At 70.1% G+C, this 22,814-nt stretch carries 21 protein-coding genes; 18 read left to right on the plus strand and 3 right to left on the minus strand.

The window, feature by feature from the left end:
- The first annotated feature begins 335 nt into the window (after positions 1-335).
- The 18 genes from ACFY0U_RS44875 (at position 336) to ACFY0U_RS44960 (ending at position 19,270) form a co-directional block, all read left to right on the plus strand.
- The gene (locus tag ACFY0U_RS44875; RefSeq protein WP_388646164.1) at positions 336-1,673 is read left to right on the plus strand and encodes an OFA family MFS transporter; all 1,338 of its coding nucleotides are present in this window, start codon (positions 336-338) and stop codon (positions 1,671-1,673) included.
- A complete protein-coding gene (locus ACFY0U_RS44880) occupies positions 1,639-1,776 on the plus strand; it encodes a hypothetical protein (RefSeq protein WP_199924543.1) in 138 nt (45 codons plus the stop codon). The genes ACFY0U_RS44875 and ACFY0U_RS44880 overlap by 35 nt, the downstream gene beginning before the upstream one ends.
- Before the next feature lie 149 nt (positions 1,777-1,925).
- A complete protein-coding gene (locus ACFY0U_RS44885; RefSeq protein WP_388646167.1) occupies positions 1,926-2,873 on the plus strand; it encodes a beta-ketoacyl-ACP synthase III in 948 nt (315 codons plus the stop codon).
- 139 nt (positions 2,874-3,012) lie between these two features.
- Positions 3,013-3,693, plus strand: a complete 681-nt coding sequence (locus ACFY0U_RS44890; protein WP_388646169.1) for a GntR family transcriptional regulator — start codon at positions 3,013-3,015, stop codon at positions 3,691-3,693.
- A gap of 260 nt (positions 3,694-3,953) precedes the next feature.
- Complete coding sequence (locus tag ACFY0U_RS44895) at positions 3,954-5,135, plus strand: ROK family protein (RefSeq protein WP_388646172.1); 1,182 nt, start codon at positions 3,954-3,956, stop codon at positions 5,133-5,135.
- A 174-nt stretch (positions 5,136-5,309) separates the two neighbouring features.
- Positions 5,310-6,827, plus strand: coding sequence for a sugar ABC transporter ATP-binding protein (locus tag ACFY0U_RS44900; protein ID WP_388646174.1), 1,518 nt, complete (start codon positions 5,310-5,312; stop codon positions 6,825-6,827).
- Positions 6,824-7,843 carry an ABC transporter permease gene (locus ACFY0U_RS44905; protein ID WP_388646177.1) on the plus strand — a complete coding sequence of 340 codons (1,020 nt, stop codon included), beginning with the start codon at positions 6,824-6,826 and terminating at the stop codon, positions 7,841-7,843. Before ACFY0U_RS44900 ends, ACFY0U_RS44905 begins: the two co-directional genes overlap by 4 nt.
- Positions 7,844-7,860: 17 nt before the next feature.
- On the plus strand, positions 7,861-8,898 hold the full coding sequence (locus ACFY0U_RS44910; RefSeq protein WP_388646179.1) for a substrate-binding domain-containing protein: 1,038 nt from the start codon (positions 7,861-7,863) through the stop codon (positions 8,896-8,898).
- A gap of 83 nt (positions 8,899-8,981) precedes the next feature.
- Positions 8,982-10,184, plus strand: a complete 1,203-nt coding sequence (locus tag ACFY0U_RS44915) for a Gfo/Idh/MocA family protein (protein WP_388646181.1) — start codon at positions 8,982-8,984, stop codon at positions 10,182-10,184.
- Between the two features lie 15 nt (positions 10,185-10,199).
- Entirely contained in the window at positions 10,200-11,198 is a 999-nt protein-coding gene (locus tag ACFY0U_RS44920) for a sugar phosphate isomerase/epimerase family protein (RefSeq protein ID WP_388646184.1), read from the plus strand.
- A gap of 283 nt (positions 11,199-11,481) precedes the next feature.
- The gene (locus ACFY0U_RS44925) at positions 11,482-12,822 is read left to right on the plus strand and encodes a ThuA domain-containing protein (RefSeq protein WP_388646186.1); all 1,341 of its coding nucleotides are present in this window, start codon (positions 11,482-11,484) and stop codon (positions 12,820-12,822) included.
- Between the two features lie 110 nt (positions 12,823-12,932).
- Entirely contained in the window at positions 12,933-13,088 is a 156-nt protein-coding gene (locus ACFY0U_RS44930) for a hypothetical protein (protein WP_388646188.1), read from the plus strand.
- A complete protein-coding gene (locus tag ACFY0U_RS44935; protein WP_388646190.1) occupies positions 13,085-14,023 on the plus strand; it encodes a sugar phosphate isomerase/epimerase family protein in 939 nt (312 codons plus the stop codon). The genes ACFY0U_RS44930 and ACFY0U_RS44935 overlap by 4 nt, the downstream gene beginning before the upstream one ends.
- Positions 14,020-14,703: an EboA domain-containing protein gene (locus ACFY0U_RS44940; protein ID WP_388646193.1), complete on the plus strand. Its 684-nt coding sequence runs from the start codon at positions 14,020-14,022 to the stop codon at positions 14,701-14,703. The genes ACFY0U_RS44935 and ACFY0U_RS44940 overlap by 4 nt, the downstream gene beginning before the upstream one ends.
- A complete protein-coding gene (locus tag ACFY0U_RS44945; protein ID WP_388646195.1) occupies positions 14,703-15,551 on the plus strand; it encodes a TatD family hydrolase in 849 nt (282 codons plus the stop codon). The genes ACFY0U_RS44940 and ACFY0U_RS44945 overlap by 1 nt, the downstream gene beginning before the upstream one ends.
- 3 nt (positions 15,552-15,554) lie before the next feature.
- Positions 15,555-16,718 (plus strand): metabolite traffic protein EboE, encoded by a 1,164-nt coding sequence (eboE, locus tag ACFY0U_RS44950; RefSeq protein ID WP_388646198.1) that lies wholly within the window; start codon positions 15,555-15,557, stop codon positions 16,716-16,718.
- A 70-nt stretch (positions 16,719-16,788) separates the two neighbouring features.
- Positions 16,789-18,102 carry an alkaline phosphatase family protein gene (locus ACFY0U_RS44955; protein ID WP_388646199.1) on the plus strand — a complete coding sequence of 438 codons (1,314 nt, stop codon included), beginning with the start codon at positions 16,789-16,791 and terminating at the stop codon, positions 18,100-18,102.
- A gap of 127 nt (positions 18,103-18,229) precedes the next feature.
- Positions 18,230-19,270 (plus strand): sugar phosphate isomerase/epimerase family protein, encoded by a 1,041-nt coding sequence (locus ACFY0U_RS44960; protein WP_388646201.1) that lies wholly within the window; start codon positions 18,230-18,232, stop codon positions 19,268-19,270.
- A gap of 65 nt (positions 19,271-19,335) precedes the next feature.
- Here ACFY0U_RS44960 and ACFY0U_RS44965 read toward each other — a convergent pair whose 3' ends face one another.
- The 3 genes from ACFY0U_RS44965 to ACFY0U_RS44975 all read right to left on the minus strand — a co-directional run.
- Positions 19,336-20,724, minus strand: a complete 1,389-nt coding sequence (locus tag ACFY0U_RS44965; RefSeq protein ID WP_388646204.1) for an OFA family MFS transporter — start codon at positions 20,722-20,724, stop codon at positions 19,336-19,338.
- Positions 20,725-20,771: 47 nt separating this feature from the next.
- A complete protein-coding gene (locus ACFY0U_RS44970; RefSeq protein WP_388646209.1) occupies positions 20,772-22,160 on the minus strand; it encodes an OFA family MFS transporter in 1,389 nt (462 codons plus the stop codon).
- 124 nt (positions 22,161-22,284) lie between these two features.
- Positions 22,285-22,814, minus strand: a 530-nt coding sequence (locus ACFY0U_RS44975; protein ID WP_388646206.1) for a CoA transferase, incomplete at its 5' end; no start/stop codon positions are given.

The raw sequence follows: 22,814 nt of genomic DNA on the forward strand, positions 1-22,814 counted from the left end.
GCAGGGCGGCGCCGACGTAGGCGCCGATGGCTCCGGCGCCGAGGACTGCGACTTTCACTGGGTGGCGCTCCGTTCGGTCGAGGGTGTACCGCGGAGTGGATGCACGATGTCGAATGCCGTCGACTCCATATTGTCTACAGTATGGTCAAGCTGGTAGACAAGGCTTCGGACAGCGCAGGGTGGCGACGGCGCTGCTGAGGGTGGCGGCCGACTGTGGCCCGCCGAGCAGGGAAACCGGCCGGTCCGACCGTTCGGCGCGTGCTGCATACCGTTCATCGCATACCTTCGACGCGCCGCCTTCTCAACTCCCTTCGTACTCCCTACCGTCCGGGATCATGAGTCCCCCTGTCGCCCCCACCGGCTGGAGCCGTTGGCTCGTCCCCCCAGCCGCGCTCTCGGTCCATCTCTCCATCGGCCAGGCGTATGCCTGGTCCGTGTTCAAGCCGCCCCTGGAGTCCGCGCTGGGCCTCAGCGGTACGCAGAGCGCGCTGCCCTTCCAGCTGGGCATCGTCATGCTCGGGCTGTCGGCCGCGTTCGGCGGCACGCTCGTGGAACGCAACGGACCGCGCTGGGCGATGACAGTCGCCCTGATCTGCTTCTCGTCCGGGTTCCTGCTCTCCTCGCTCGGCGCGTACACCGAGCAGTACTGGCTGATCGTCTTCGGCTACGGCTTCGTCGGCGGCATCGGCCTGGGCATCGGCTACATCTCGCCCGTGTCGACCCTGATCAAGTGGTTCCCGGACCGGCCCGGCATGGCCACCGGCATCGCCATCATGGGCTTCGGCGGCGGTGCGCTCATCGCCTCGCCCTGGTCGGCGCAGATGCTGGAGTCGTTCGGCTCCGACAGCTCCGGGATCGCGGCGGCGTTCCTCGTGCACGGACTGTCGTATGCCGTCTTCATGACCCTCGGTGTGCTGCTCGTCCGCGTGCCGCGTACCGAGAAGCCCGTGGGCGAGAGCGGGCCGAGCATTCTCGCGGGGCCGCAGGTCTCCGCCCGCAGTGCCGTGCGGACCCCGCAGTTCTGGTGTCTGTGGGTCGTGCTCTGCATGAACGTGACCGCGGGTATCGGCATCCTGGAGAAGGCCGCCCCCATGATCACGGACTTCTTCAAGAACACCTCGACGCCGGTGTCGGTGTCGGCCGCGGCCGGTTTCGTCGCGCTTTTGTCGGCGGCCAACATGGCGGGCCGTATCGGCTGGTCGTCCACCTCGGACCTGATCGGCCGCAAGAACATCTACCGTCTCTACCTGGGCGCGGGCGCGCTGATGTACCTGCTGATCGCGCTGGTCGGCGACTCGTCCAAGCCGGTGTTCATCCTGTGCGCCCTGGTGATCCTCTCCTTCTACGGCGGCGGCTTCGCCACGATCCCCGCCTATCTGAAGGACCTCTTCGGGACCTACCAGGTCGGCGCGATCCACGGCCGGCTGCTCACTGCCTGGTCCACGGCCGGTGTCCTCGGACCGCTGATCGTGAACTGGATCGCCGACCGGCAGGAGGAGGCCGGCAAGGACGGCTCCTCCCTCTACACCCTGTCCCTCTTCATCATGATCGGGCTGCTCGCGATCGGCTTCGTCGCCAACGAGCTCGTCCGGCCCGTCCACACCCGTCACCACATCCCCGCACCGAGGGAGGCCGCCGATGTCGCAGAACGACAGCAGTCAGAGTCCGCCTGACCGGCGTCCGCTGATCGCCTTCGCCTGGCTGTGGGTGGGTGCGCCGCTCGCCTACGGTCTGTACGAACTCGTACAGAAGGCGACGCAGCTGTTCACCAAGTGAGCGTTCGAGAAGTGTTCGGGCGTCCGAGGGCCTGACAGAAGCCGACAACCTTGGTGCCGGTTTCCTGTCGTCTTACCTGCCGTCGTACCCGCGAGTCACTGATCAGACTGGTGGATCCCGCTACCCAAGGCAACGAGGGGGACCACTCAATGAACGGCTCGCGCATCGCCGCCGTCGGCCACTACCAGCCCGCCAAGGTGCTCACCAACGAGGACCTGGCGGGCCTGGTCGACACCAGTGACGAGTGGATCAGGAGCCGGGTGGGCATCCGCACACGTCACATCGCGGGGCCCGACGAGCCCGTCGACGAGCTCGCCTCGCACGCCGCGGCCAAGGCGCTCGCCGCCGCCGGCCTCACGCCCGGCGACATCGACCTGGTCCTGGTCGCCACGTCCACCGCCGTGGACCGCTCCCCGAACATGGCCGCCCGGGTCGCCGCCCGGCTCGGCATCGCCTCGCCGGCCGCGATGGACGTCAACGTGGTGTGCGCGGGCTTCACACACGCGCTGGCCACCGCCGACCACACGCTCCGGGCGGGTGCCGCGACCCGGGCGCTGGTCATCGGCGCGGACAAGATGACCGACGTGACCGACTGGACCGACCGCACGACCTGTGTGCTCGTCGGCGACGGGGCGGGGGCCGCCGTCGTGGAGGCCTGCGGTCCGGGTGACGAGGCCGGTATCGGACCCGTGCTGTGGGGCTCGGTGCCCGAGATGGGGAACGCGGTGCGGATCGAGGGGCAGCCCGCGCGGTTCGCGCAGGAGGGGCAGAGCGTGTACCGCTGGGCGACCACCCAGCTGCCGCCCCTGGCCCGCAAGGCCTGCGAGCGGGCGGGGCTCACGCCCGACGAGCTGGCCGGGGTCGTCCTGCACCAGGCCAATCTGCGGATCATCGAGCCGCTCGCCGAGCGGATCGGTGCCGTCAACGCCGTCGTCGCACGGGATGTCGCCGAATCGGGTAACACCTCGGCGGCCAGCATCCCGCTCGCCTTCTCCAAGCTCGTCGAGCAGGGCGCCCTCTCCACCGGGGACCCGGTACTGCTCTTCGGGTTCGGCGGGAACCTGTCGTACGCGGGGCAGGTCGTCCGCTGCCCGTGACCTGGCGGTACGGCGGGGTGTGACGCGGTCGACTCCGTGACGGACTGGCTACGGTGCGCCGTAGGCTGTAGACGAAAGACAATTCATGCCGACTTTCGGACCGCAGTCGTCTCGCGCTGCCCAGGAGGGGGACCGACCGATGTTGTCGACGCCAGGACTGCCGCAGGGTGCGGTGCCCAAACTGGAACGCCCCGGCCCGCTGCGCGACCGTGTCTACGAGGCGCTGCTCGAACTCATCACCACCCGTGCCCTCCAGCCCGGCCAGCACCTGGTCGAGAGCGAGCTCGCCGGTCATCTCGGCGTCTCCCGGCAGCCCGTGCGCGAGGCGCTCCAGCGGTTGAACACGGAGGGGTGGGTGGATCTGCGGCCCGCCCAGGGCGCGTTCGTGCACGAGCCCACCGAGGAGGAGGCCGACCAACTCCTCACGGTCCGGACGCTGTTGGAGGCCGAGGCGGCCCGGCTCGCCGCGGCCAACGCGTCCAAGGCCGGCATCGAGGCCCTGCGTGACATCCAGGAGCAGGGCATGCGGGCCGTCGCAGCGGACGACGTGGACGCCGCGGTCCTGCTCAACGCCCGTTTCCACGCGAAGATCATGGAACTGGCCGGCAACGCCGTCCTCGCCGAGCTGGCCGCGCAGGTCGACCGGCGCGTGCGCTGGTACTACGCGCCGATCGCCCGGCAGCGCGGCCACCAGTCCTGGGTCGAACACCGCGAGCTGATCGGCGCGATCATGGACCGTGACGAGACGCGCGCCACGCAGCTCATGCGCGAGCACACGGAACACACCCGGCGTTCGTACCACGCCCGTGCCAAGTCCTGAGCCCTGCCGCTCACTTGAGCCGACGCGTCCGACCTCACTGACCTGACGCGTCCGATCCCACCGGGCTGACGCGTCCGCCCCCGCTGAGCTGACGCGTTCGACGATTCGTGCCACTCGCCACCCTCCTTTGTCCTGCGAGTGGAGAAAGTCGTCAGTAATTCGTGCACAGCTTCTTCCCAGGTCCGGCAGCCACTGCTACGTTCCCCTCGAAAGCACGACGGCAGGCGGCCGACTGAGGCGGGGAGGGGCTCGTGAGACGCATGACGGCACGACCCGCGAATTCTCATCAGGCCCGGCTGCTCAAGCTGCTGCGCGACGGGGGTCCCAACTCCCGTGCGCAGCTGGGCGACCAGGTCGACCTGTCGCGGTCCAAACTGGCCGTGGAGGTGGACCGGCTGCTGGAGACGGGCCTGGTCGTGGCCGACGGACTCGCCGCCTCGCGCGGCGGCCGCCGCTCCCACAACATCCGGCTCGCCCCCAATCTGCGGTTCCTCGGCGTGGACATCGGCGCGACCTCGATCGATGTCGCCGTCACCAACGCCGAGCTGGAGATCCTGGGACACCTCAACCAACCCATGGACGTACGCGAGGGCCCGGTCGCGGTCTTCGAGCAAGTCCTGTCCATGGCGGCGAAGTTGAAGGCGACGGGGCTCGCGGAAGGCTTCGACGGCGCCGGCATCGGTGTGCCGGGGCCGGTCCGCTTCCCCGAAGGCGTTCCGGTGGCTCCGCCGATCATGCCGGGCTGGGACGGCTTTCCGGTCCGGGAGGCGCTCAGCCAGGAACTGGGCTGCCCGGTCATGGTCGACAACGACGTGAACCTCATGGCGACGGGGGAGCAGCACGCGGGCGTCGCGCGCTCCGTGGGCGACTTCCTCTGCGTCAAGATCGGTACCGGTATCGGTTGCGGCATCGTCGTCGGCGGTGAGGTCTACCGCGGTACGACGGGCAGCGCGGGCGACATCGGGCACATCCAGGCCGTGCCCGACGGCCGCCCCTGCGCCTGCGGCAACCGGGGCTGCCTGGAAGCCCACTTCAGCGGTGCGGCCCTCGCCCGGGACGCCATCGAGGCGGCCCAGCAGGGACACTCCGCCGAACTCGCCTCCCGTCTGGAGACCAACGGCACCCTGACCGCGATCGATGTCGCCGCCGCGGCCGCCGCCGGCGACGCCACCGCCCTCGAACTCATCCGTGAGGGCGGCAACCGCACCGGCCAGGTCATCGCCGGCCTGGTCAGCTTCTTCAACCCCGGCCTGGTGGTGATCGGCGGCGGGGTGACCGGCCTCGGCCACACCCTGCTCGCCGCGATCCGCACCCAGGTCTACCGCCAGTCGTTGCCTCTCGCGACCGGCAACCTGCCCATCGTTCTGGGGGAGTTGGGCCCCACCGCCGGAGTCATCGGCGCGGCCCGACTGATCAGCGACCACCTGTTCTCACCCGCGTAAGACCGAACCGGCCTGTGCACCCGAACAGGCTCGTGCACCCGAACCGGCCTGCGTAGGCCCCGCGGAGGCCCACGCAAGTCCGCGCAAGCCACTGGTCCGACACACCTCACCGGCACAACCCGCCGCCTCGCCCTGCCCTGAAACGGCCCGCACGCCAGCCGAGGGGAACCACACATGGCACCAGAACCACCGCTGCTCAGCATGTCCGGCATCACCAAGTCGTTCCCCGGAGTCCGGGCCCTCGACGGCGTCGACCTCGATGTCCAGGCCGGTGAAGTGCACTGTCTGCTCGGCCAGAACGGGGCCGGAAAGTCCACGCTCATCAAGGTCCTGGCCGGCGCCCACCAGCCCGACGACGGCACCATCACCTGGCGCGGCGAGCCGGTCACCCTGCGCTCGCCGATCGCCGCCATGCGCCTCGGGATCGCCACCATCTACCAGGAACTCGACCTGGTGGAACACCTGTCGGTCGCCGAGAACGTCCACCTCGGCCACGAACCGACGGCGGCCGGATTCGTCGTACGGGGCAAGGCGGCCCGCGCGTCGACCGGCGAACTGCTCAAGCGGCTCGGGCACCCCGAGATCGATCCGGCCCGCCTGGTCGGCGAGTTGTCGGCGGCCCAGCAGCAGATCGTCTCCATGGCGCGGGCGCTCTCCCACGACGTACGGCTCATCGTGATGGACGAACCGTCCGCCGCGCTCGACCCGGACGAGGTCGACAACCTCTTCCGGATCGTCGGGGACCTCACCGCGGACGGTGTCGCCGTCGTCTACATCTCCCACCGGCTTGAGGAGATCCGGCGGATCGGCGACCGGGTCACCGTGCTGAAGGACGGACGGGCCGTCGCCGGCGGGCTGCCCGCCAAGTCGACCCCGACCCGTGAGGTCGTGGCTCTGATGACGGGACGGAACGTGGAGTACGTGTTCCCGGACCGGCCCGCCTCGGCTCCGGAGGGCACGCCGGTCCTGGAGGTCCGGGGCCTCGGCCGGGAGGGCGAGTTCGAGCCCTTCGACCTCACCCTGCACCCCGGCGAGATCGTCGGACTCGCCGGTCTCGTCGGATCCGGCCGATCCGAAATACTGGAGACTGTATACGGTGCACGGAAGCCGACCTCCGGACAGGTCCTGGTCGACGGCCGACCGCTCAAACCCGGCAGCGTCCGCGCCGCCGTCCGTGCCGGACTCGGCCTCGCCCCCGAGGAACGCAAGGCGCAGGCCCTGCTGATGCTGGAGTCCGTCACCCGCAATGTCTCGGTCTCCTCCATGTCCCGCTTCTCACGCGTCGGCTGGATCGACCGCGGCGCCGAACTCGGCGCGGCAAGGGCGGCGACCCGAGAGCTCTCGCTGCGGCCCGACAACCCGTCCGCCCCGGTCCGCACCCTGTCCGGCGGCAACCAGCAGAAGGCCGTCCTCGCCCGCTGGCTCCTGCGCGGCTGCCGGGTGCTGCTCCTCGACGAGCCGACCCGCGGTGTCGACGTCGGTGCCCGCAGTGAACTGTATGCGGTCGTCCGTCGACTGGCCGACGAAGGCCTCGCCGTCCTGCTCGTCTCCAGCGAGGTCCCCGAAGTGCTCGGCCTCGCCGACCGCGTCCTCGTCCTGCGCGAGGGCCGTGTCGTGCACACCGCCCCCGCCCGCGAGCTCGACGAACACCGCGTACTCGACCTCGTCATGGAAGGAAGCCCGGCGTCATGACGCAGCACGCCTCCCCGCCCCGGGACAGCACCGGAAAGTCCGCCACCGTGGACCGACCCCCCGTCTGGCGCGGCATGTTGGCCCGAGCCGACGTCCGCACCCTCTCCCTGCTCGGGGTCCTCGCCGCACTGATCCTGGTCGGCGGGATCACCAAGCCGGACGAGTTCCTCGACACCCGCAACCTCCAACTCGTCCTCACCCAGGCCTCGGTGATCGGTGTCGTCACCGTCGGCATGACCTTCGTGATCATGTCGGGCGGCATCGACCTGTCCGTCGGCGCGATCGTCGCCCTCGCCTCCGTGTGGGCGACCACGGTCGCCACCCAGGAGTACGGCTTCGGCGGCATCCTCCTCACCGCGGTCCTCGTCGGCCTCGGCTGCGGCCTGGTCAACGGGCTGCTCATCGCGTACGGCGGGATGGTCCCCTTCATCGCGACGCTCGCCATGCTCGCCTCGGCGCGCGGTCTCGCCCTCCAGATCACCGACGGCAAGACCCAGATCGTCACCGTCGACAGCGTCCTCGACCTCGGGCTGCGCGACGCGTACGTCCTCGGGATCCCGCCGCTCGTCATGGTCTTCGCCGTCGTCACCATCATCGGCTGGCTGGTCCTCAACCGCACCACCTTCGGCCGCCGCACCGTCGCGGTCGGCGGCAACGCGGAGGCCGCCCGGCTCGCCGGCATCGACGTCCGCCGCCAGCGCCTCTACCTCTACCTGCTGTCCGGGCTGTGCTGCGGCATCGCCGCCTTCCTGCTGATCGTCCTCGCGGGCTCGGGCCAGAACACCAACGGCAACCTCTACGAGCTCGACGCGATCGCCGCCGCGATCATCGGCGGCACGCTGCTCAGCGGCGGCCGCGGCACCATCACCGGCTCCGTGCTCGGGGTCCTGATCTTCACCACGATCACCAACATCTTCGCCCTCAACAACCTGCAGAGCGACGTCCAGCAGATCGCCAAGGGAGCGATCATCGTCGCCGCCGTGCTGGTCCAGCGCCGTACCGCAAGCACGACCTGAGGAAAGGGTTCACCGCCATGCCAGAGCTCACCAGCCGCCGAGGGCTGCTCTTCGGGACCGCCGCCATAGGAGCCGGTGCCCTCCTCGTGGGTTGCACGAGTAACGAGTCGGACGACGAACCGGCCGCGAACGACCAGCCGGCCGCCGACGACAAGCCGGGCAAGGCCGTCACCATCGGCTTCGCCGGACCGCAGGCCGACCACGGCTGGCTCAACGCCATCAACGACAACGCCAAGAGCCGCGCCAAGAAGTACTCGGACGTCACCCTGGAGATCACCGAGGGCTCCAACGACACGGCCGCGCAGATCGGCCAGATCGAGACCCTGATCAATAAGAAGGTCGACGTCCTGGTGGTACTGCCCGCCGACGGTAAGGCCCTCACCCAGGTCGGCCTCCAGGCGATGCGCGCGGGCATCCCGGTCGTCAACCTCGACCGGATCTTCAACACCCCGCAGGCGTACCGCTGCTGGATCGGCGGCGACAACTACGGCATGGGCCTCAACGCCGGTCACTACATCGGCGAGAAGCTCAAGGGGAAGTCGGACGCCCGCGTCATCGAACTGGCCGGGCTGGACAACCTGGAGCTGACCCAGCAGCGCACCAAGGGCTTCGACGACGCCCTGAAGAACTACCCGAACATCAAGAAGGTGGCCCGTCAGGCGGCCGAGTTCACGGTGGAGTCCGGGCAGGCCAAGATGGCCCAACTCCTCCAGGCCCAGTCGAAGTTCGACGCGCTGTGGAACCACGACGACGACCAGGGCGTCGGCGCGCTGCGCGCCATCGAGCAGGCCGGGCGCGACGACTTCCTGATGGTCGGCGGCGCGGGCGCGCTCTCCGCGTTCCAGGCCATCAAGAAGGACGACGGCGTCCTCAAGGCGACCGTCCTGTACCCGCCGACCATGGCCGCGTCCGCGATCGACCTCGCCCGCGCCCTCGGCCAGAGCAAGGGCATCGGCGGCCTCGCCGAGTTCGAGATCCCGGCGTCGCTCACGCTCTACTCGGCCGTCGTCGACAAGACCAACATCGACCAGTACATGTCCACCGGCTTCAAGTGAGGCGTTCCGCCCGGCAGGCCGCAGCGGCCCGCCGGGCGGAAGGCACCCCCCACCGCGCCACGACGACGAGGAGGACATTCCGCATGGCACAGCCGCAGCAGTCAGAAGGGGCCGAGAAGCCGCCGCTGAGGGTGGGCATGGTCGGCTACGCCTTCATGGGCGCCGCCCACTCCCAGGGCTGGCGCACCGTGGGCCGCGTCTTCGACCTGCCCAGGCAGCCGGTGCTGTCCGCGATCTGCGGACGCGATCCGGCAGCCGTGCGGGCCGCGGCCGACCGGCACGGCTGGGCGGCGGCCGAGACGGACTGGCGTGCGCTGATCGCCCGGGACGACGTCGACCTCGTCGACATCTGCACCCCCGGCGACAGCCACGCCGAGATCGCCGTCGCCGCGCTCGCCGCGGGCAAGCACGTGCTGTGCGAGAAACCCCTCGCCAACACGGTCGAGGAAGCCACGGCGATGACGGAGGCGGCCGAAGAGGCGTACACGCGCGGCCAGTTGGCGATGGTCGGCTTCAACTACCGCCGGGTGCCCGCCACCGCGCACGCCCGGAACATGGTCGCCGAGGGCCGCCTCGGGAAACTACGGCACGTGCGGGTGACGTACCTTCAGGACTGGCTGGTGGACCCGGAGTTCCCCCTCACCTGGCGGCTGCGCAAGGAGCACGCCGGCTCGGGCTCGCTCGGCGACCTCGGGGCGCACATCATCGACCTCGCCCAGTATCTGGCGGGGGAGCGGCTCGCCGGGGTGTCCGCCCTCACGGAGACCTTCGTGCGGGAACGGCCGCTGCCCGTCGGCGCCACCAGCGGGCTGTCCGCGGTGACGTCCGCCGGCACCGGCCAGGTCACCGTCGACGACGCCGCCCTGTTCACCGGCCGCTTCACCTCCGGCGCCCTCGCCTCCTTCGAGGCGACCCGGTACGCCACCGGCCGCAAGAACGCCCTGCGCATCGAACTCAACGGCGAGCGGGGCTCGTTGGCCTTCGATCTGGAGCGCCTCAACGAACTCTCGTACCACGACGGCACGGAGCCGGGAACGCACGCCGGCTTCCGCCGCATCCTCGTCACCGAACCCGACCACCCCTACCTGGACGCCTGGTGGCCGCCGGGCCACGGCCTGGGCTACGAGCACAGCTTCGTCCACCAGGCCCGCGACCTCGTCCACGCCGTCGCCGAGGGCCGCCGCCCCGAACCCTCCTTCGCCGACGGGCTCCAGGTCCAGCGCGTGCTCGCGGCGGTCGAGGAGAGCGCCGAGAAGAACTCCGTCTACACGCCCATCGCCGTCTGAGGAGGCGAAAGAGACATGCCCCGCACCTTCACGCTCTTCACCGGCCAGTGGGCCGACCTGCCCCTCGAAGAAGTCTGCCGTCTGGCCCGCGACTTCGGCTACGACGGGCTCGAACTCGCCTGCTGGGGCGACCACTTCGAAGTCGACAAGGCCCTGTCCGACCCGACCTACGTCACCTCACGCCACCAACTCCTGGAGAAGTACGGCCTGAAGTGCTGGGCCATCTCCAACCACCTGGTCGGCCAGGCCGTCTGCGACGCCATCATCGACGAACGCCACCAGGCCATCCTGCCGGCCGAGGTGTGGGGCGACGGCGACCCGGAAGGGGTACGGCAGCGCGCGGCAGAACGGATCAAGGACACCGCACGCGCCGCGGCCGCCTTCGGCGTCGACACCGTCATCGGCTTCACCGGCTCCGCCATCTGGCACCTGGTCGCCATGTTCCCGCCCGCCCCCGAGTCGATGATCGAGCGCGGCTACGAGGACTTCGCGACCCGCTGGAACCCCATCCTCGACGTCTTCGACGAACAGGGTGTGCGGTTCGCGCACGAGGTCCACCCCAGCGAGATCGCCTACGACTACTGGACGACCGTCCGCACCCTGGACGCGGTCGACCGCCGACGGGCGTTCGGCCTCAACTTCGACCCCAGCCACTTCGTCTGGCAGGACCTCGACCCCGTCGGCTTCCTCTGGGACTTCCGCGACCGCATCTACCACGTGGACTGCAAGGAGGCCCGCAAGCGCCTCGACGGCCGCAACGGCCGCCTCGGCTCCCACCTGCCCTGGGGCGACCCGCGCCGAGGCTGGGACTTCGTGTCCGCCGGACACGGCGACGTCCCCTGGGAGGACGTGTTCCGGATGCTGCGCTCCATCGACTACCAGGGGCCCATCTCGGTCGAGTGGGAGGACGCCGGCATGGACCGGCTCCAGGGCGCCCCCGAGGCACTGAAGAGCCTCAAGGCATACGACTTCGAGCCGCCGTCGGCCTCCTTCGACGCGGCGTTCGGCAACTGACCGTCCGTCAACTGCGCCGGGACGACGGCACCTCCCGGCGCACCGCCGCACCCGCCCGTACAACCGGCCCCATTCCGGAGGCATTCGTGCACGGGAAAGACAGCCCCACCGGCACCGACAGAATCGAGCCCCACAGACGACGCCCCGCATTCCGCACGGCAGCGGCGCTCCTGAGCGGTGCGCCGCCGGCGGGCGCGTCCCGCACCCTCGCCGCTCCCCGGGCAGGCGCAGCCGTCGCCGACCCGGGAGCCGCCCCGGCCGCAGCTGAGAAGAGGTACGTGCGATGCGTTCAACCAGTCGACTGACCACGGCAGTTGTGGGTGCCGCGGTGCTCCTGGGATGTGTCTCCGGCCCCGCCGCCTCACAGGGCGGGGGCCACGACGGGGAACGGGTGCTGGTCTTCTCCAAGACGGCCGGCTTCCGGCACGACTCCATCCCCGACGGCGTCGCCGCCCTGAAGGAGCTCGGCGCAACGAGCGGCTTCACGGTCGACGCCACCGAGGACGCCGGCGCCTTCACCGCCGGCAACCTCCGGCGCTACGACGCGGTCGTCTTCCTGTCGACGACCGGTGACGTCCTGGACGCCGCCCAGCAGCAGGCCTTCGAGGGGTACATCCGCAAGGGCGGCGGCTATGTCGGCATCCACGCGGCCGCCGACACCGAGTACGACTGGGCGTTCTACGGCGGCCTCGCCGGCGCCTACTTCCGGTCGCACCCGGCGATCCAGCCCGCGACGGTCGTCGTCGAGGACCGCGCCCACCCCGCCACCTCGGCGCTGGGGCAGACCTGGAACCGGACCGACGAGTGGTACGACTACCGCTCCAACCCCCGGGAACGGGCCCATGTCCTCGCCTCGCTCGACGAGTCGTCGTACACCGGCGGCACGATGAACGGGGACCATCCGATCGCCTGGTGCCAGAACTACCAGGGCGGCCGCGCCTTCTACACCGGCGGCGGCCACACGAAGGAGTCGTACGCGGATCCCGTCTTCCGACAGCATCTGGTCGGCGGCATCCTGTATGCGATCGGCGAGGCGCAGGCCGACTGCCGACCGGAGAACGGATATCGTCCGCTGTTCGACGGCACCGCGGCCTCGCTGGACGGCTGGCGGCAGGCCGGCCCGGGCTCCTTCACCCTGGACGACGACGGCACGATCACGTCGACCGGCGGCATGGGCATGCTCTGGTACGCCGCGTCGGACTTCGGCGCCTACTCGCTGAAGCTCGACTGGAAGCTGGCCGGCGACGACAACTCCGGTGTGTTCGTGGGCTTCCCGCCCTCCGACGACCCGTGGTCGGCCGTGAACAACGGCTATGAGATCCAGATCGACGCCACGGACGTGCCCGAGAAGACGACCGGGTCCGTCTACGGCTTCCGCTCCGCCGACCTGAAGAAGCGCGACCGCGCGCTGAACCCGCCGGGGGAGTGGAACACGTACGAGATCCGCGTGGAGGGCGAACGGCTCCGCGTCTATCTCAACGGCGTGAAGATCAACGATTTCACCAACACCGACCCGGCCCGGAGTCTGCGCGACGGTCACTTCGGCATCCAGAACCACGGAGCCGACGACCAGGTCTCCTTCCGGAACGTCCGGATCAAGGAACTGCCCATCAAGGGCGGCTGAGCGGCGGCGGGCGGAGGACGTCGGACCTCCGCCCGCCGTCTTTTCCCACCCCCTCGACGGAGGTTCCTCCAGGGGGTTCGCACACGACGCGTTCGACAAGGAGGCTGCCCATGTCCGCGTCCGTTTCCTCCCCACGCGTCGGGGTCCGGCTGACCGGGGCGCGCGGCTCCGTCGCCCCGACCTTCGTCACCGGCCACGCCGCCGTCACCGCACCCGGCATCGCCTCGCTCGTAAGGAAGTTCGCGAGGAGGCGGCCCCTCATATGAGCCCCGAAACCGCCGCCCCCGCCCGGGGCCGATCCCGCGGCAGCGCCCCCCTCCGCTTCGGTTACGGAACCAACGGCCTCACCGACCTCCGCCTCGACGACGCCCTCGCACTCCTCGCCGAGCTCGGCTACGACGGCGTCGGCCTGACCCTCGACCACATGCACCTCGACCCGCTCGCGCCGGACCTGGCCGCCCGCACCGCTCGCGTCGCCCGGCGGATGGACGCGCTGGGCCTGGGCGTCACCGTGGAGACGGGCGCCCGCTATGTCCTCGACCCGCGCCGCAAGCACGGCCCCTCCCTCCTCGACCCGGACCCCGACGACCGGGCCCGCCGCGTCGACCTCCTGATCCGCGCCGTCCGGGTCGCCGCCGACCTCGGCGCACACGCCCTGCACTGCTTCAGCGGGATCACCCCCACGGGCACCGACCAGGACACGGCCTGGAAACGCCTCGCCGAAACCCTCACCCCGGTCCTCGACGCCGCCGCCACCGCCGGCGTGCCCCTCGCCGTCGAGCCCGAACCCGGCCACCTCCTCGCCACCCTCGCCGACTTCCACCGCCTGCGCCGGGAACTCGGCGACCCCGAACCCCTCGGCCTGACCCTCGACATCGGCCACTGCCAGTGCCTCGAACCGCTCCCGCCCGCGGACTGCGTACGCGCCGCCGCCCCCTGGCTGCGACACGTCCAGATCGAGGACATGCGCCGCGGCGTCCATGAACACCTCCCGCTCGGCGACGGCGAGATCGACTTCCCTCCCGTCCTCGCCGCCCTCGCCGACACCGGCTACCAGGGGCTCACCGTCGTCGAACTGCCCCGCCACTCCCACGCGGGCCCCCACTTCGCCGAGCAGTCCCTCCCCTTCCTCCGCCGAGCGGCGGTCACCCACGCACCCCCTGGCGATCCCTCCGCCACCCCCGAAGGGAGCACCGCATGACCCGCGCCGACTCCACCCCGGACACCCCCACGGTGGACCCCGACGCCCTCGCCCACACCCCGCCGACCACCCTGCACGCCCACCTCGCCACCAGCCTCGCCGGAGCCGCCCGCGCCTGGCTCGACCAGGCCCTCGACGAGGCCGCCGCCCACCCCGGCATCCACGGCCCCATCTCCGTGTGGGAACTCCGTCTGGCCGAGGCCGGCCGCCGCTGCGGGCCCGAGCACGCCGACGCCGCCCGCGTCCTCATCCTGCACGCGGCCCACGCCGACACCGACGCCCTCACCCGCGTCTACCGGCAGGGCACCGCCGCCGAACGCCGCGCCGTGCTGCACGCCCTGCCCCACCTCGTGCCGGGCCCCGACGCCCTCCCGCTCGTCGAGGACGCCCTGCGCACCAACGACACCCGCCTCCTCACCGCCGCCGTCGGCCCCTACGCGGCCCGCCACCTGGACCCCCACCAGTGGCGGCACGCCGTCCTGAAGTGCCTGTTCACCGGCGTGCCCGTCGACGCGGTGGCCGGCCTGGACCGCCGGGCCCACGCCGACGCGGAACTCGCCCGCATGCTCGGCGACTACGCCGCCGAACGCACCGCGGCCGGACGTGACGTGCCCGAAGACCTCCATCGCGCGCTGGCCCTGACCCAGGCGACGCCGACCGAGTCCAAGGAGCAGCCCTGATGCGCCTCTTCGACCCCCACATCCACATGACGTCCCGCACCACCGACGACTACGAGGCCATGCATGCGGCCGGTGTCCGCGCCGTCGTCGAACCCTCCTTCTGGCTCGGTCAGCCCCGCACCTCGCCCTCCTCCTTCCTCGACTACTTCGACTCCCTCCTCGGCTGGGAACCCTTCCGCGCCGCCCAGTACGGCATCGCCCACCACTGCACCCTCGCCCTCAACCCCAAGGAGGCCAACGACCCGCGCTGCGTGCCCGTCCTCGACGAACTGCCCCGGTATCTCGTCAAGGACCAGGTGGTCGCCGTCGGCGAGATCGGCTACGACTCCATGACCCCCGCCGAGGACACCGCCCTCGCCGCCCAGCTCCAGCTCGCCGCCGACCACGAACTGCCCGCCCTCGTCCACACCCCGCACCGCGACAAACTCGCCGGCCTGCGCCGCACCCTCGACGTCGTCCGGGAGTCCGCACTGCCCCCGGATCACGTCCTGGTCGACCACCTCAACGAGACCACCGTCAAGGAGGCCAAGGCCGGGGGCTGCTGGCTGGGCTTCTCCGTCTACCCCGACACCAAGATGGACGAGGAGCGGATGGTCGCGATCCTGAAGGAGTACGGCCCGGAGAAGGTGCTCGTGAACTCCGCCGCGGACTGGGGCAGGAGCGATCCCCTCAAGACCCGCAGCGTCGCCGACACCATGCTGGCGAGCGGCTTCACCGAGGACGACGTCGACTTGGTGCTGTGGCGCAACCCCGTCGCCTTCTACGGGCTCAGCGGCCGCCTCACCCTCGACAGCACGGCCACCGAGGCCACCCACGAGGGCAACTCCATCCTGCGCGGGGGCGAGTAGGGCATGCGCTTCCGCCACCCCGACGGCTCCACCGTCCACCTCGCCTACTGCACCAACGTGCACCCCGCCGAGACCCTCGACGGCGTCCTCGTCCAGCTCCGCGACCACTGCGAGCCCGTCCGCCGCCGCCTCGGCCGCGACCGCCTCGGCATCGGCCTCTGGCTCGCCAAGGACGCCGCACGCGCCCTGGACTCCGACCCGTCCGCCCTGCGCACCCTGCGCGCCGAACTCGACCGGCGCGGCCTGGAGGTGGTCACCCTCAACGGCTTCCCCTACGAGGGGTTCGGCGCCGAAGAGGTCAAGTACCGCGTCTACCGCCCGGACTGGTCCGACCCCGAACGCCTGGAGCACACCACCGCCCTGGCCCGGGTCCTGGCCGCACTCCTCCCCGACGACGCCACCGAGGGCAGCATCTCCACCCTGCCGCTCGCCTGGCGCACCGCCGCCCACGACACCGGACGCCACGAGAAGGCCCTGCGCACGCTCGCCGAACGCCTCGACGCCCTGGAGGAGCTCACCGGACGCTCCATCCGCATCGGCCTCGAACCAGAACCCGGCTGTGTCATCGAGACCACCCACGACGCCCTCGCCCCGCTGTCCGAGATCGCCCACCACCGGATCGGCATCTGCGTCGACACCTGTCATCTCGCCACCTCCTTCGAAGATCCGCACACCGCCCTCGACGCGCTCACCGCGGCCGGCGTCCCCATCGTCAAGTCCCAGCTCTCGGCGGCCCTGCACGCCGAGCACCCCCACCTCCCCGACGTCCGCACGGCTCTCGCCTCCTTCGACGAACCCCGCTTCCTGCACCAGACCCGCACCGCCACCGCCGCCGGCCTGCGCGGCACCGACGACCTCGGCGAGGCCCTCGGCGGCGACACTCTGCCCGACGCGAGCCCCTGGCGCGCCCACTTCCACGTCCCCCTGCACGCGGCCCCCGCCGCGCCCCTCACCTCCACGCTCCCCGTCCTCAAGGCCGCGCTGACCCGGCTGGTCGGCGGCCCCCACCCGCTCACCCGTCACCTGGAGGTCGAGACCTACACCTGGCAGGCCCTCCCGCCCGAACTGCGCCCCCGCGGCCGGACCCAGCTCGCCGACGGCATCGCCGCCGAACTCACCCTCGCCCGCGACCTGTTGACGGACCTCGGCCTGAAGGAGCTGCCATGACCCGCCCTGACGCCCCACCCCGCTCCTCGTCCTCGACGTCGTCGGCCTCACCCCCCGTCTCCTCGACCACATGCCCCACCTCAAGACGCTCGCCCGAGCGGGCTCCCACGCCCCCCTCGAAACCGTCCTGCCGGCCGTCACCTGCGCCGCCCAGTCCACCTTCCTGACCGGCACCCACCCGGCGGAGCACGGCATCGTCGGCAACGGCTGGTACTTCCGCGACCTCGGCGACGTACTCCTGTGGCGGCAGCACAACGGACTGGTCGGCGGGGACAAGCTGTGGGACGCCGCCCGCCGCGCCCATCCCGGCTACACCGTCGCCAACATCTGCTGGTGGTACGCCATGGGCGCCGACACCGACATCACCGTCACCCCCCGCCCGATCTACTACTCCGACGGCCGCAAGGAACCCGACTGCTACACCCGCCCTCCGGCCCTGCACGACGAACTCACCGCGAGATTCGGCACCTTCCCCCTCTTCCACTTCTGGGGCCCCGGCGCCGACCTCGTCTCCAGCCGCTGGATCATCGACGCGACCCGCCACATCATCGGCACCCGGCACCCCGACCTGACGCTGTGCTACCTCCCGCACCTCGACTACGACCTCCAGCGCTTCGGCCCCGAGGACCCACGCTCCCTGAAGGCGGCCACTGACCTGGACCGTGCCCTGGCCCCGCTCCTCGACGACGCCCGCGCGGAGGGCCGTACCGTCGTCGCGCTGTCCGAGTACGGCATCACCGGGGTCAGCCGTCCCGTCGACATCAACCGCGCCCTGCGCCGCGCGGGACTGCTCGAGGTGCACACCCAGGACGGCATGGAGTACCTGGACCCGATGGCCTCACGTGCCTTCGCGGTCGCCGACCACCAGATCGCCCATGTGTATGTGCGCCGCCCCGAGGACCTGGAGGCGACCCGGGACGCCCTCGCCGGACTGCCTGGCATCGAGCGACTCCTGGACGACGAGGGCAAGAAGACCCACCACCTCGACCACCCGCGCTCCGGCGAGCTCGTCGCCGTCGCGGAGCCGGACGCCTGGTTCACGTACTACTACTGGCTAGACGACGCCCACGCGCCCGACTTCGCGCAGCTCGTCGAGATCCACCGCAAACCCGGCTACGACCCCGTCGAACTCTTCATGGATCCCCGCGACCCCTACGTCAAGGTCAAGGCGGCCACCGCACTGGCCCGCAAGAAACTCGGACTGCGCTACCGCATGGCGGTCGTACCCCTGGATCCCTCGCCTATTCGCGGCAGCCACGGCCGCCTCCCAGCGAGCGACGACGAAGGTCCGCTCCTCATCTGCTCCACCCCCCGCGCTGTCGGCGACCGCGTCGCGGCCACCGATGTGAAAGCACTCCTGCTCCGACTGGCCGGAATCGGCTGACTGGCACCACCCGTCGGCACTACCCGGCCAACACCACCCCACCGGCCCGCACGACCGGCCTCTTCCGACTGATCACCAGTGAAGCACCCGCCACTGACAACGCCCTCCGACACCGAGGAGTTCAGGCATGAGCCGCCTCTCCCAGCCCGACCCCGAACTCACCCACCGCCTCAGCAGACGAGGCATGCTCGGCGTGGCCGCGGGCGCCACCGCCGCCGCACTCGTGGGCGCCGCGGCCACCCCCGCGGGCGCCGCCACCGGGGCCGCCTCCGGCAGCGCAGGCCGCGGCCGCCCCGTCCTGCCCCCCGGCCGGCTCGGCATCCAGCTCTACAGCCTGCGCGACAAGGTCTCCACCCTCGGCTTCGCCCCCGTCTTCGCCGAGCTGGAGAAATACGGCTACGACGAGGTCGAGTTCGCCGGGTACACCCAGGGCTCGGCCGGCCCGATCACCCTCGCCCAGCTCAAGCGGCTGGCCAGGAACCACGGCCTGAACCCGATCGGCAGCCACGTCGGCTACTACTCCGACGACCCGAACGCGTACACCTTCGCCCAGAACCTCACCAAGGTCCTCGACGACGCCCAGGCCCTCGGCCTCAAGCACATCGGCACCGCCTCGGGGCCGTTCCGCTACGGCTCGACCGTCGACGCCTGGAAGCGCGCGGCGGAGGAGTTCAACACCTACGGCGCGGCCGCCCGGGCCCGCGGCATGAAGTTCTACCAGCACAACCACTCCGAGGAGTTCTCCTTCGCCGCCGACAACCCCAAGGTCCGCCTCTACGACGTCCTGCTCGCCGAGACCGACCCCGACCTGGTGTTCCTGGAGATGGACATCTTCTGGGCCTACTCGGGCCAGTTCCGCTTCTCCAAGCGCCCCGACGGCACCGCCGCACCCTTCGAGCCGCTGAACTACGTCCTCAAGCAGCCCCACCGCTACCCGCTGTTCCACGTCAAGGACGGTGTGAGCGACCCGGCGAACACCTACGGCTACCGCATGACCGACGTCGGCGACGGCGACATCGACTACCAGCGGTTCATCTCCGCCGTGACCAGGCTGCGCGGTGAGCGCTTCGCCCACCACTGGCAGGCCGAGCACGACCAGCCGACCGAGTCGTTCACGTTCGCGCGGCGCTCCAGCGAGCACCTGCATTCGCTGCGCGAGAAGTGCTGACCGCCACGCGCGCGTGAGGAGGCCCTCCCGGGATCCCGGGAGGGCCTCCTCACGCGCGCGTGCCGTCAGCCGGCGGGCTGTGACACCGCCGTCCGTCCGGGCTGCCGCAGCAGCAGGGCGATCACCGCGGCCACCATGGAGACGGCGCCGGCCAGGGCGTACGCCCCGTCATAGCCCCAGGCGGCGACCACCATGGAGCCGAGACCGCCGCCGAACAGACCGCTGATCAGCTTGCCGCTGTACACCAGCCCGTAGTTGGAGGCGTTGTAGTTCTCCCCGAAGTAGTCCGGGGTGAGCGCCGCGAACAGCGGGTAGAACGCGCCGCCGCCGAAGCCGGAGAGGAAGGCGAAGAACAGGAACAGCGCCTCGCTCTTCACGTCGCCCGCCCAGATCACGCCGAACTGGGCCAGGCCCAGCACGACGATGACGAACACCAGGGTGGACTTGCGGCCCCACTTGTCGGACAGCCAGCCCACGACACCCCGGCCGATGCCGTTGATGACCGCCATGACACCCATCGACGAGGCCGCCACCAGCGGGCCGAAGCCCACCTCCTTGGCGTAGTCGACCTGGAAGGAGATCCCGAAGATCGACACCCCCGCGGTCAGCACGATGGAGAGCCACATCAGGGGGAGCATGCCGGTCCTGATGGCCTCCTTGGGTGTGTACTGCTTCACCGCCGGAGGGTTCTTGGCGAGGCTCGTCGCGTTCTTCGCGTCGCCGGAGAACGTCAGCGGATCGATGTCCGCGGGCCACCAGTTCTTCGGCGGATCCTTGAAGAAGAACGCCGTCCCGACGACCACGATCATGATGTAGCAGCCGATCAGGTCCAGGACTCGGTGGTAGTTCGCGGTGTCGAAGCCGTAGTTGAAGATGAAGATGAACGGCAACGACCCGTACGCGAAACCCCCGTTGACGAACCCCGTCCTGGCTCCCCGGCGTTCGGGGAACCACTTGCCGACCATGTTGATGCAGGTCGCGTACACGAGCCCGGCGCCGATCCCCCCGACGACGCCGAAGCCCAGGATCGCCAGCCAGACGTTGCCCAGGTGCGACAGGGCGAGGAACCCGACGAGGCACAGACCCGAGCCGACGTACATGGCCTTACGGGCCGTCAGCACCCCCTTCTCCCGAAGCCAGCCCGCGGGGAAGGCGATGCCGGCCTGGAAGAAGACCCAGACGCTGAGGATCCAGAAGGTGTTGCTCTGCGTCCAGCCGTGGGCGTGGGACAGGGTGTCCTCCGCCGAGCCGTACGCGTATTCGAAGACACTGATGGCCATCATGGCGAGCCACGGCAGATACACCATGAGCTTGCGCGAGTGACCGAGGATGTCCCGGTCGGTCTCGCCCACGCGATAGACGCGGCCGCGCGCGTCGGTCACTTCTCGGTAGGGACGGTGTGCGGCGTCGGGATGGGACGACGAGCTGTTCGTTGCGATGGGATCTGCCGTCATTGCAGGCCAATTCCTCCGTGTCAGGCCATTCGTGTCAGAGGTGCGGGTCAGGCCATTTCCTCGCCGAGCGGCTGGGGGTTGGGAGAGGTGCGCTTGTTCTTGGGCCGGCCCGGTGGTGTCAGGAACAGTGCGATGAACGCGGCGAACAGAGAGATCGAGCCCGCCAGCGTGAATGCACCACTGTGTCCCCAGTGGTCCACGACGACCTTGCCCATTCCGGCTCCGAGAAGTCCGGACACCAGCTTGGAGCTATAGACCAGGCCGTAGTTGGAGGCGTTGTTGTTCTCGCCGAAGTAGTCCGCCGTCATCGCCGCGAACATGGGGAAGATGGCGCCACCGCCGAACCCGGAGATGCTGGAGAAGAGCAGGAACAACGGGAGGTTCTTCATGTCGGCGGACCACAGGATGCCGTACTGCGAAAGACCGAGGACGATGCAGACGAAGATCAGGCAACGCTTTCGCCCGTAACGGTCCGAAAGCCAGCCGATCACACCGCGCCCGGTGCCGTTGACGATGGCCTTCATCGACATGGCCGTCGCGACGATTCCGCCCGCGAAGCCCGCCTCCTCGCCGATGTCGACCTGGAAGGCGATACCGAAGATGTTCACGCCCGAGGTGCACAGCAGGCAGAACCACATCAGCGCCACCCGCCCGGTACGCCAGGCCTCGCCCGGGGTGTACTGCCGCACGGCAGGCGGGTTCATGGCCATGGCACGCCGGGCACGGGGGTCGTTGGGCGGGCTCAGCGGGTCGACCTCGGCCGGCCACCAGTTCTTCGGCGGGTCCTTGAAGAAGGAGCCGGCCACAGCCACCGTCGCGGCCAGGAAGACACCGACGGAGACGAGCACCCAGCGGAAGTTCGTCAGATCCATGTAGCTGGTGAAGAGGAAGACGAACGGCACCGAACCGTAGGCGAATCCTCCGTTGACGAACCCGGTCTTGCCTCCCTTTCGCTCCGGATACCACTTGCCGACCATGTTCACGCAGGTCGCGTAGACCATTCCGGCGCCCATACCGCTGAACATGCCGAACCCGACGTACGCGACGACCACATGGGGCGCGAACGCGAGAGACAGATATCCGAGCAGTGTGCCGATCGCGCCGAGGATCATCGCCCAACGCGCGGGCAGTTTGCCGCTTTCCCTGAGCTTTCCGGCCGGGAAGGCGACCGCCGCCTGGAAGAACACCCAGACGCCGAGCATCCAGAAGATGTGTCCGTCGTTCCAGCCGTGTGCGATGTGCAGTGTGTCCTCGGCAGACGCGAACGCGTACTCCGCCGAGCTGATGCCCATCATGCCGATCCACGGCAGGATGACCATCCACTTGCGTTTGCGGCCCATGATGTCGACATCGGACTCACCGATGCGGTACACGCGGCCGTTGTGGTCCGTCACCTCCCGATACGGGACGGACGTCGAGTAGTCGATGGTTGTCATCTCGGTCAAGCACTCCTTGCGTCGAAAGATCTGGCCAGCGCCCCCTGTCCAAATTCCTTTCGTGCGCGCACGGATCATGGGGCCGGCCGACGCGCACCGTCGGCGGCTCCCGTGCTCAGTTAGGTCACCTGATCACCCCGCTCGACCTGAGAAGCCGCAACTCTTCATCTCCCAGGCCGAGTTCGCCGATGAGGATTTCCTCGGTGTGCTGGCCCAGGAGGGGGGAGGGGGTGATGTGGGTGGGGGAGTCGGAGAGTTTGAGGGGGTTGCCGACCGTGGTGAAGGTGCCGCGTTCGGGGTGGTCGACCTCGACGACGATCTCGTTCGCGGCCAGGGAGGGGTCTTCGATGATCTCCTTGGTGGACAGGATCGGCCCGCAGGGGATGTTGTGGGCGTTGAGGCGTTCCAGGACCTGCCATTTGGGCAGGGCTGCCGTCCATTCCTCGATCAGCTGGAACATCTTGGCGAGTTTCGGCAGCCGTGCCTCGGGGGTGGCCCATTCCGGGTCGGCGGCGAGTTCCGGGCGTCCGATGAGGGCGGCGAGGGGTTGCCAGCCGGAGGGCTGGACGATGACGTAGACGTAGTCGTTGGGCCCGCCCGGCGCGCACCGGACGGCCCAGCCGGGCTGGCCGCCGCCGGAGGCGTTGCCGGAGC

The sequence above is a fragment of the Streptomyces sp. NPDC001536 genome, from assembly GCF_042894505.1.
In the GTDB taxonomy this organism is placed as follows: Bacteria; Actinomycetota; Actinomycetes; order Streptomycetales; family Streptomycetaceae; genus Streptomyces.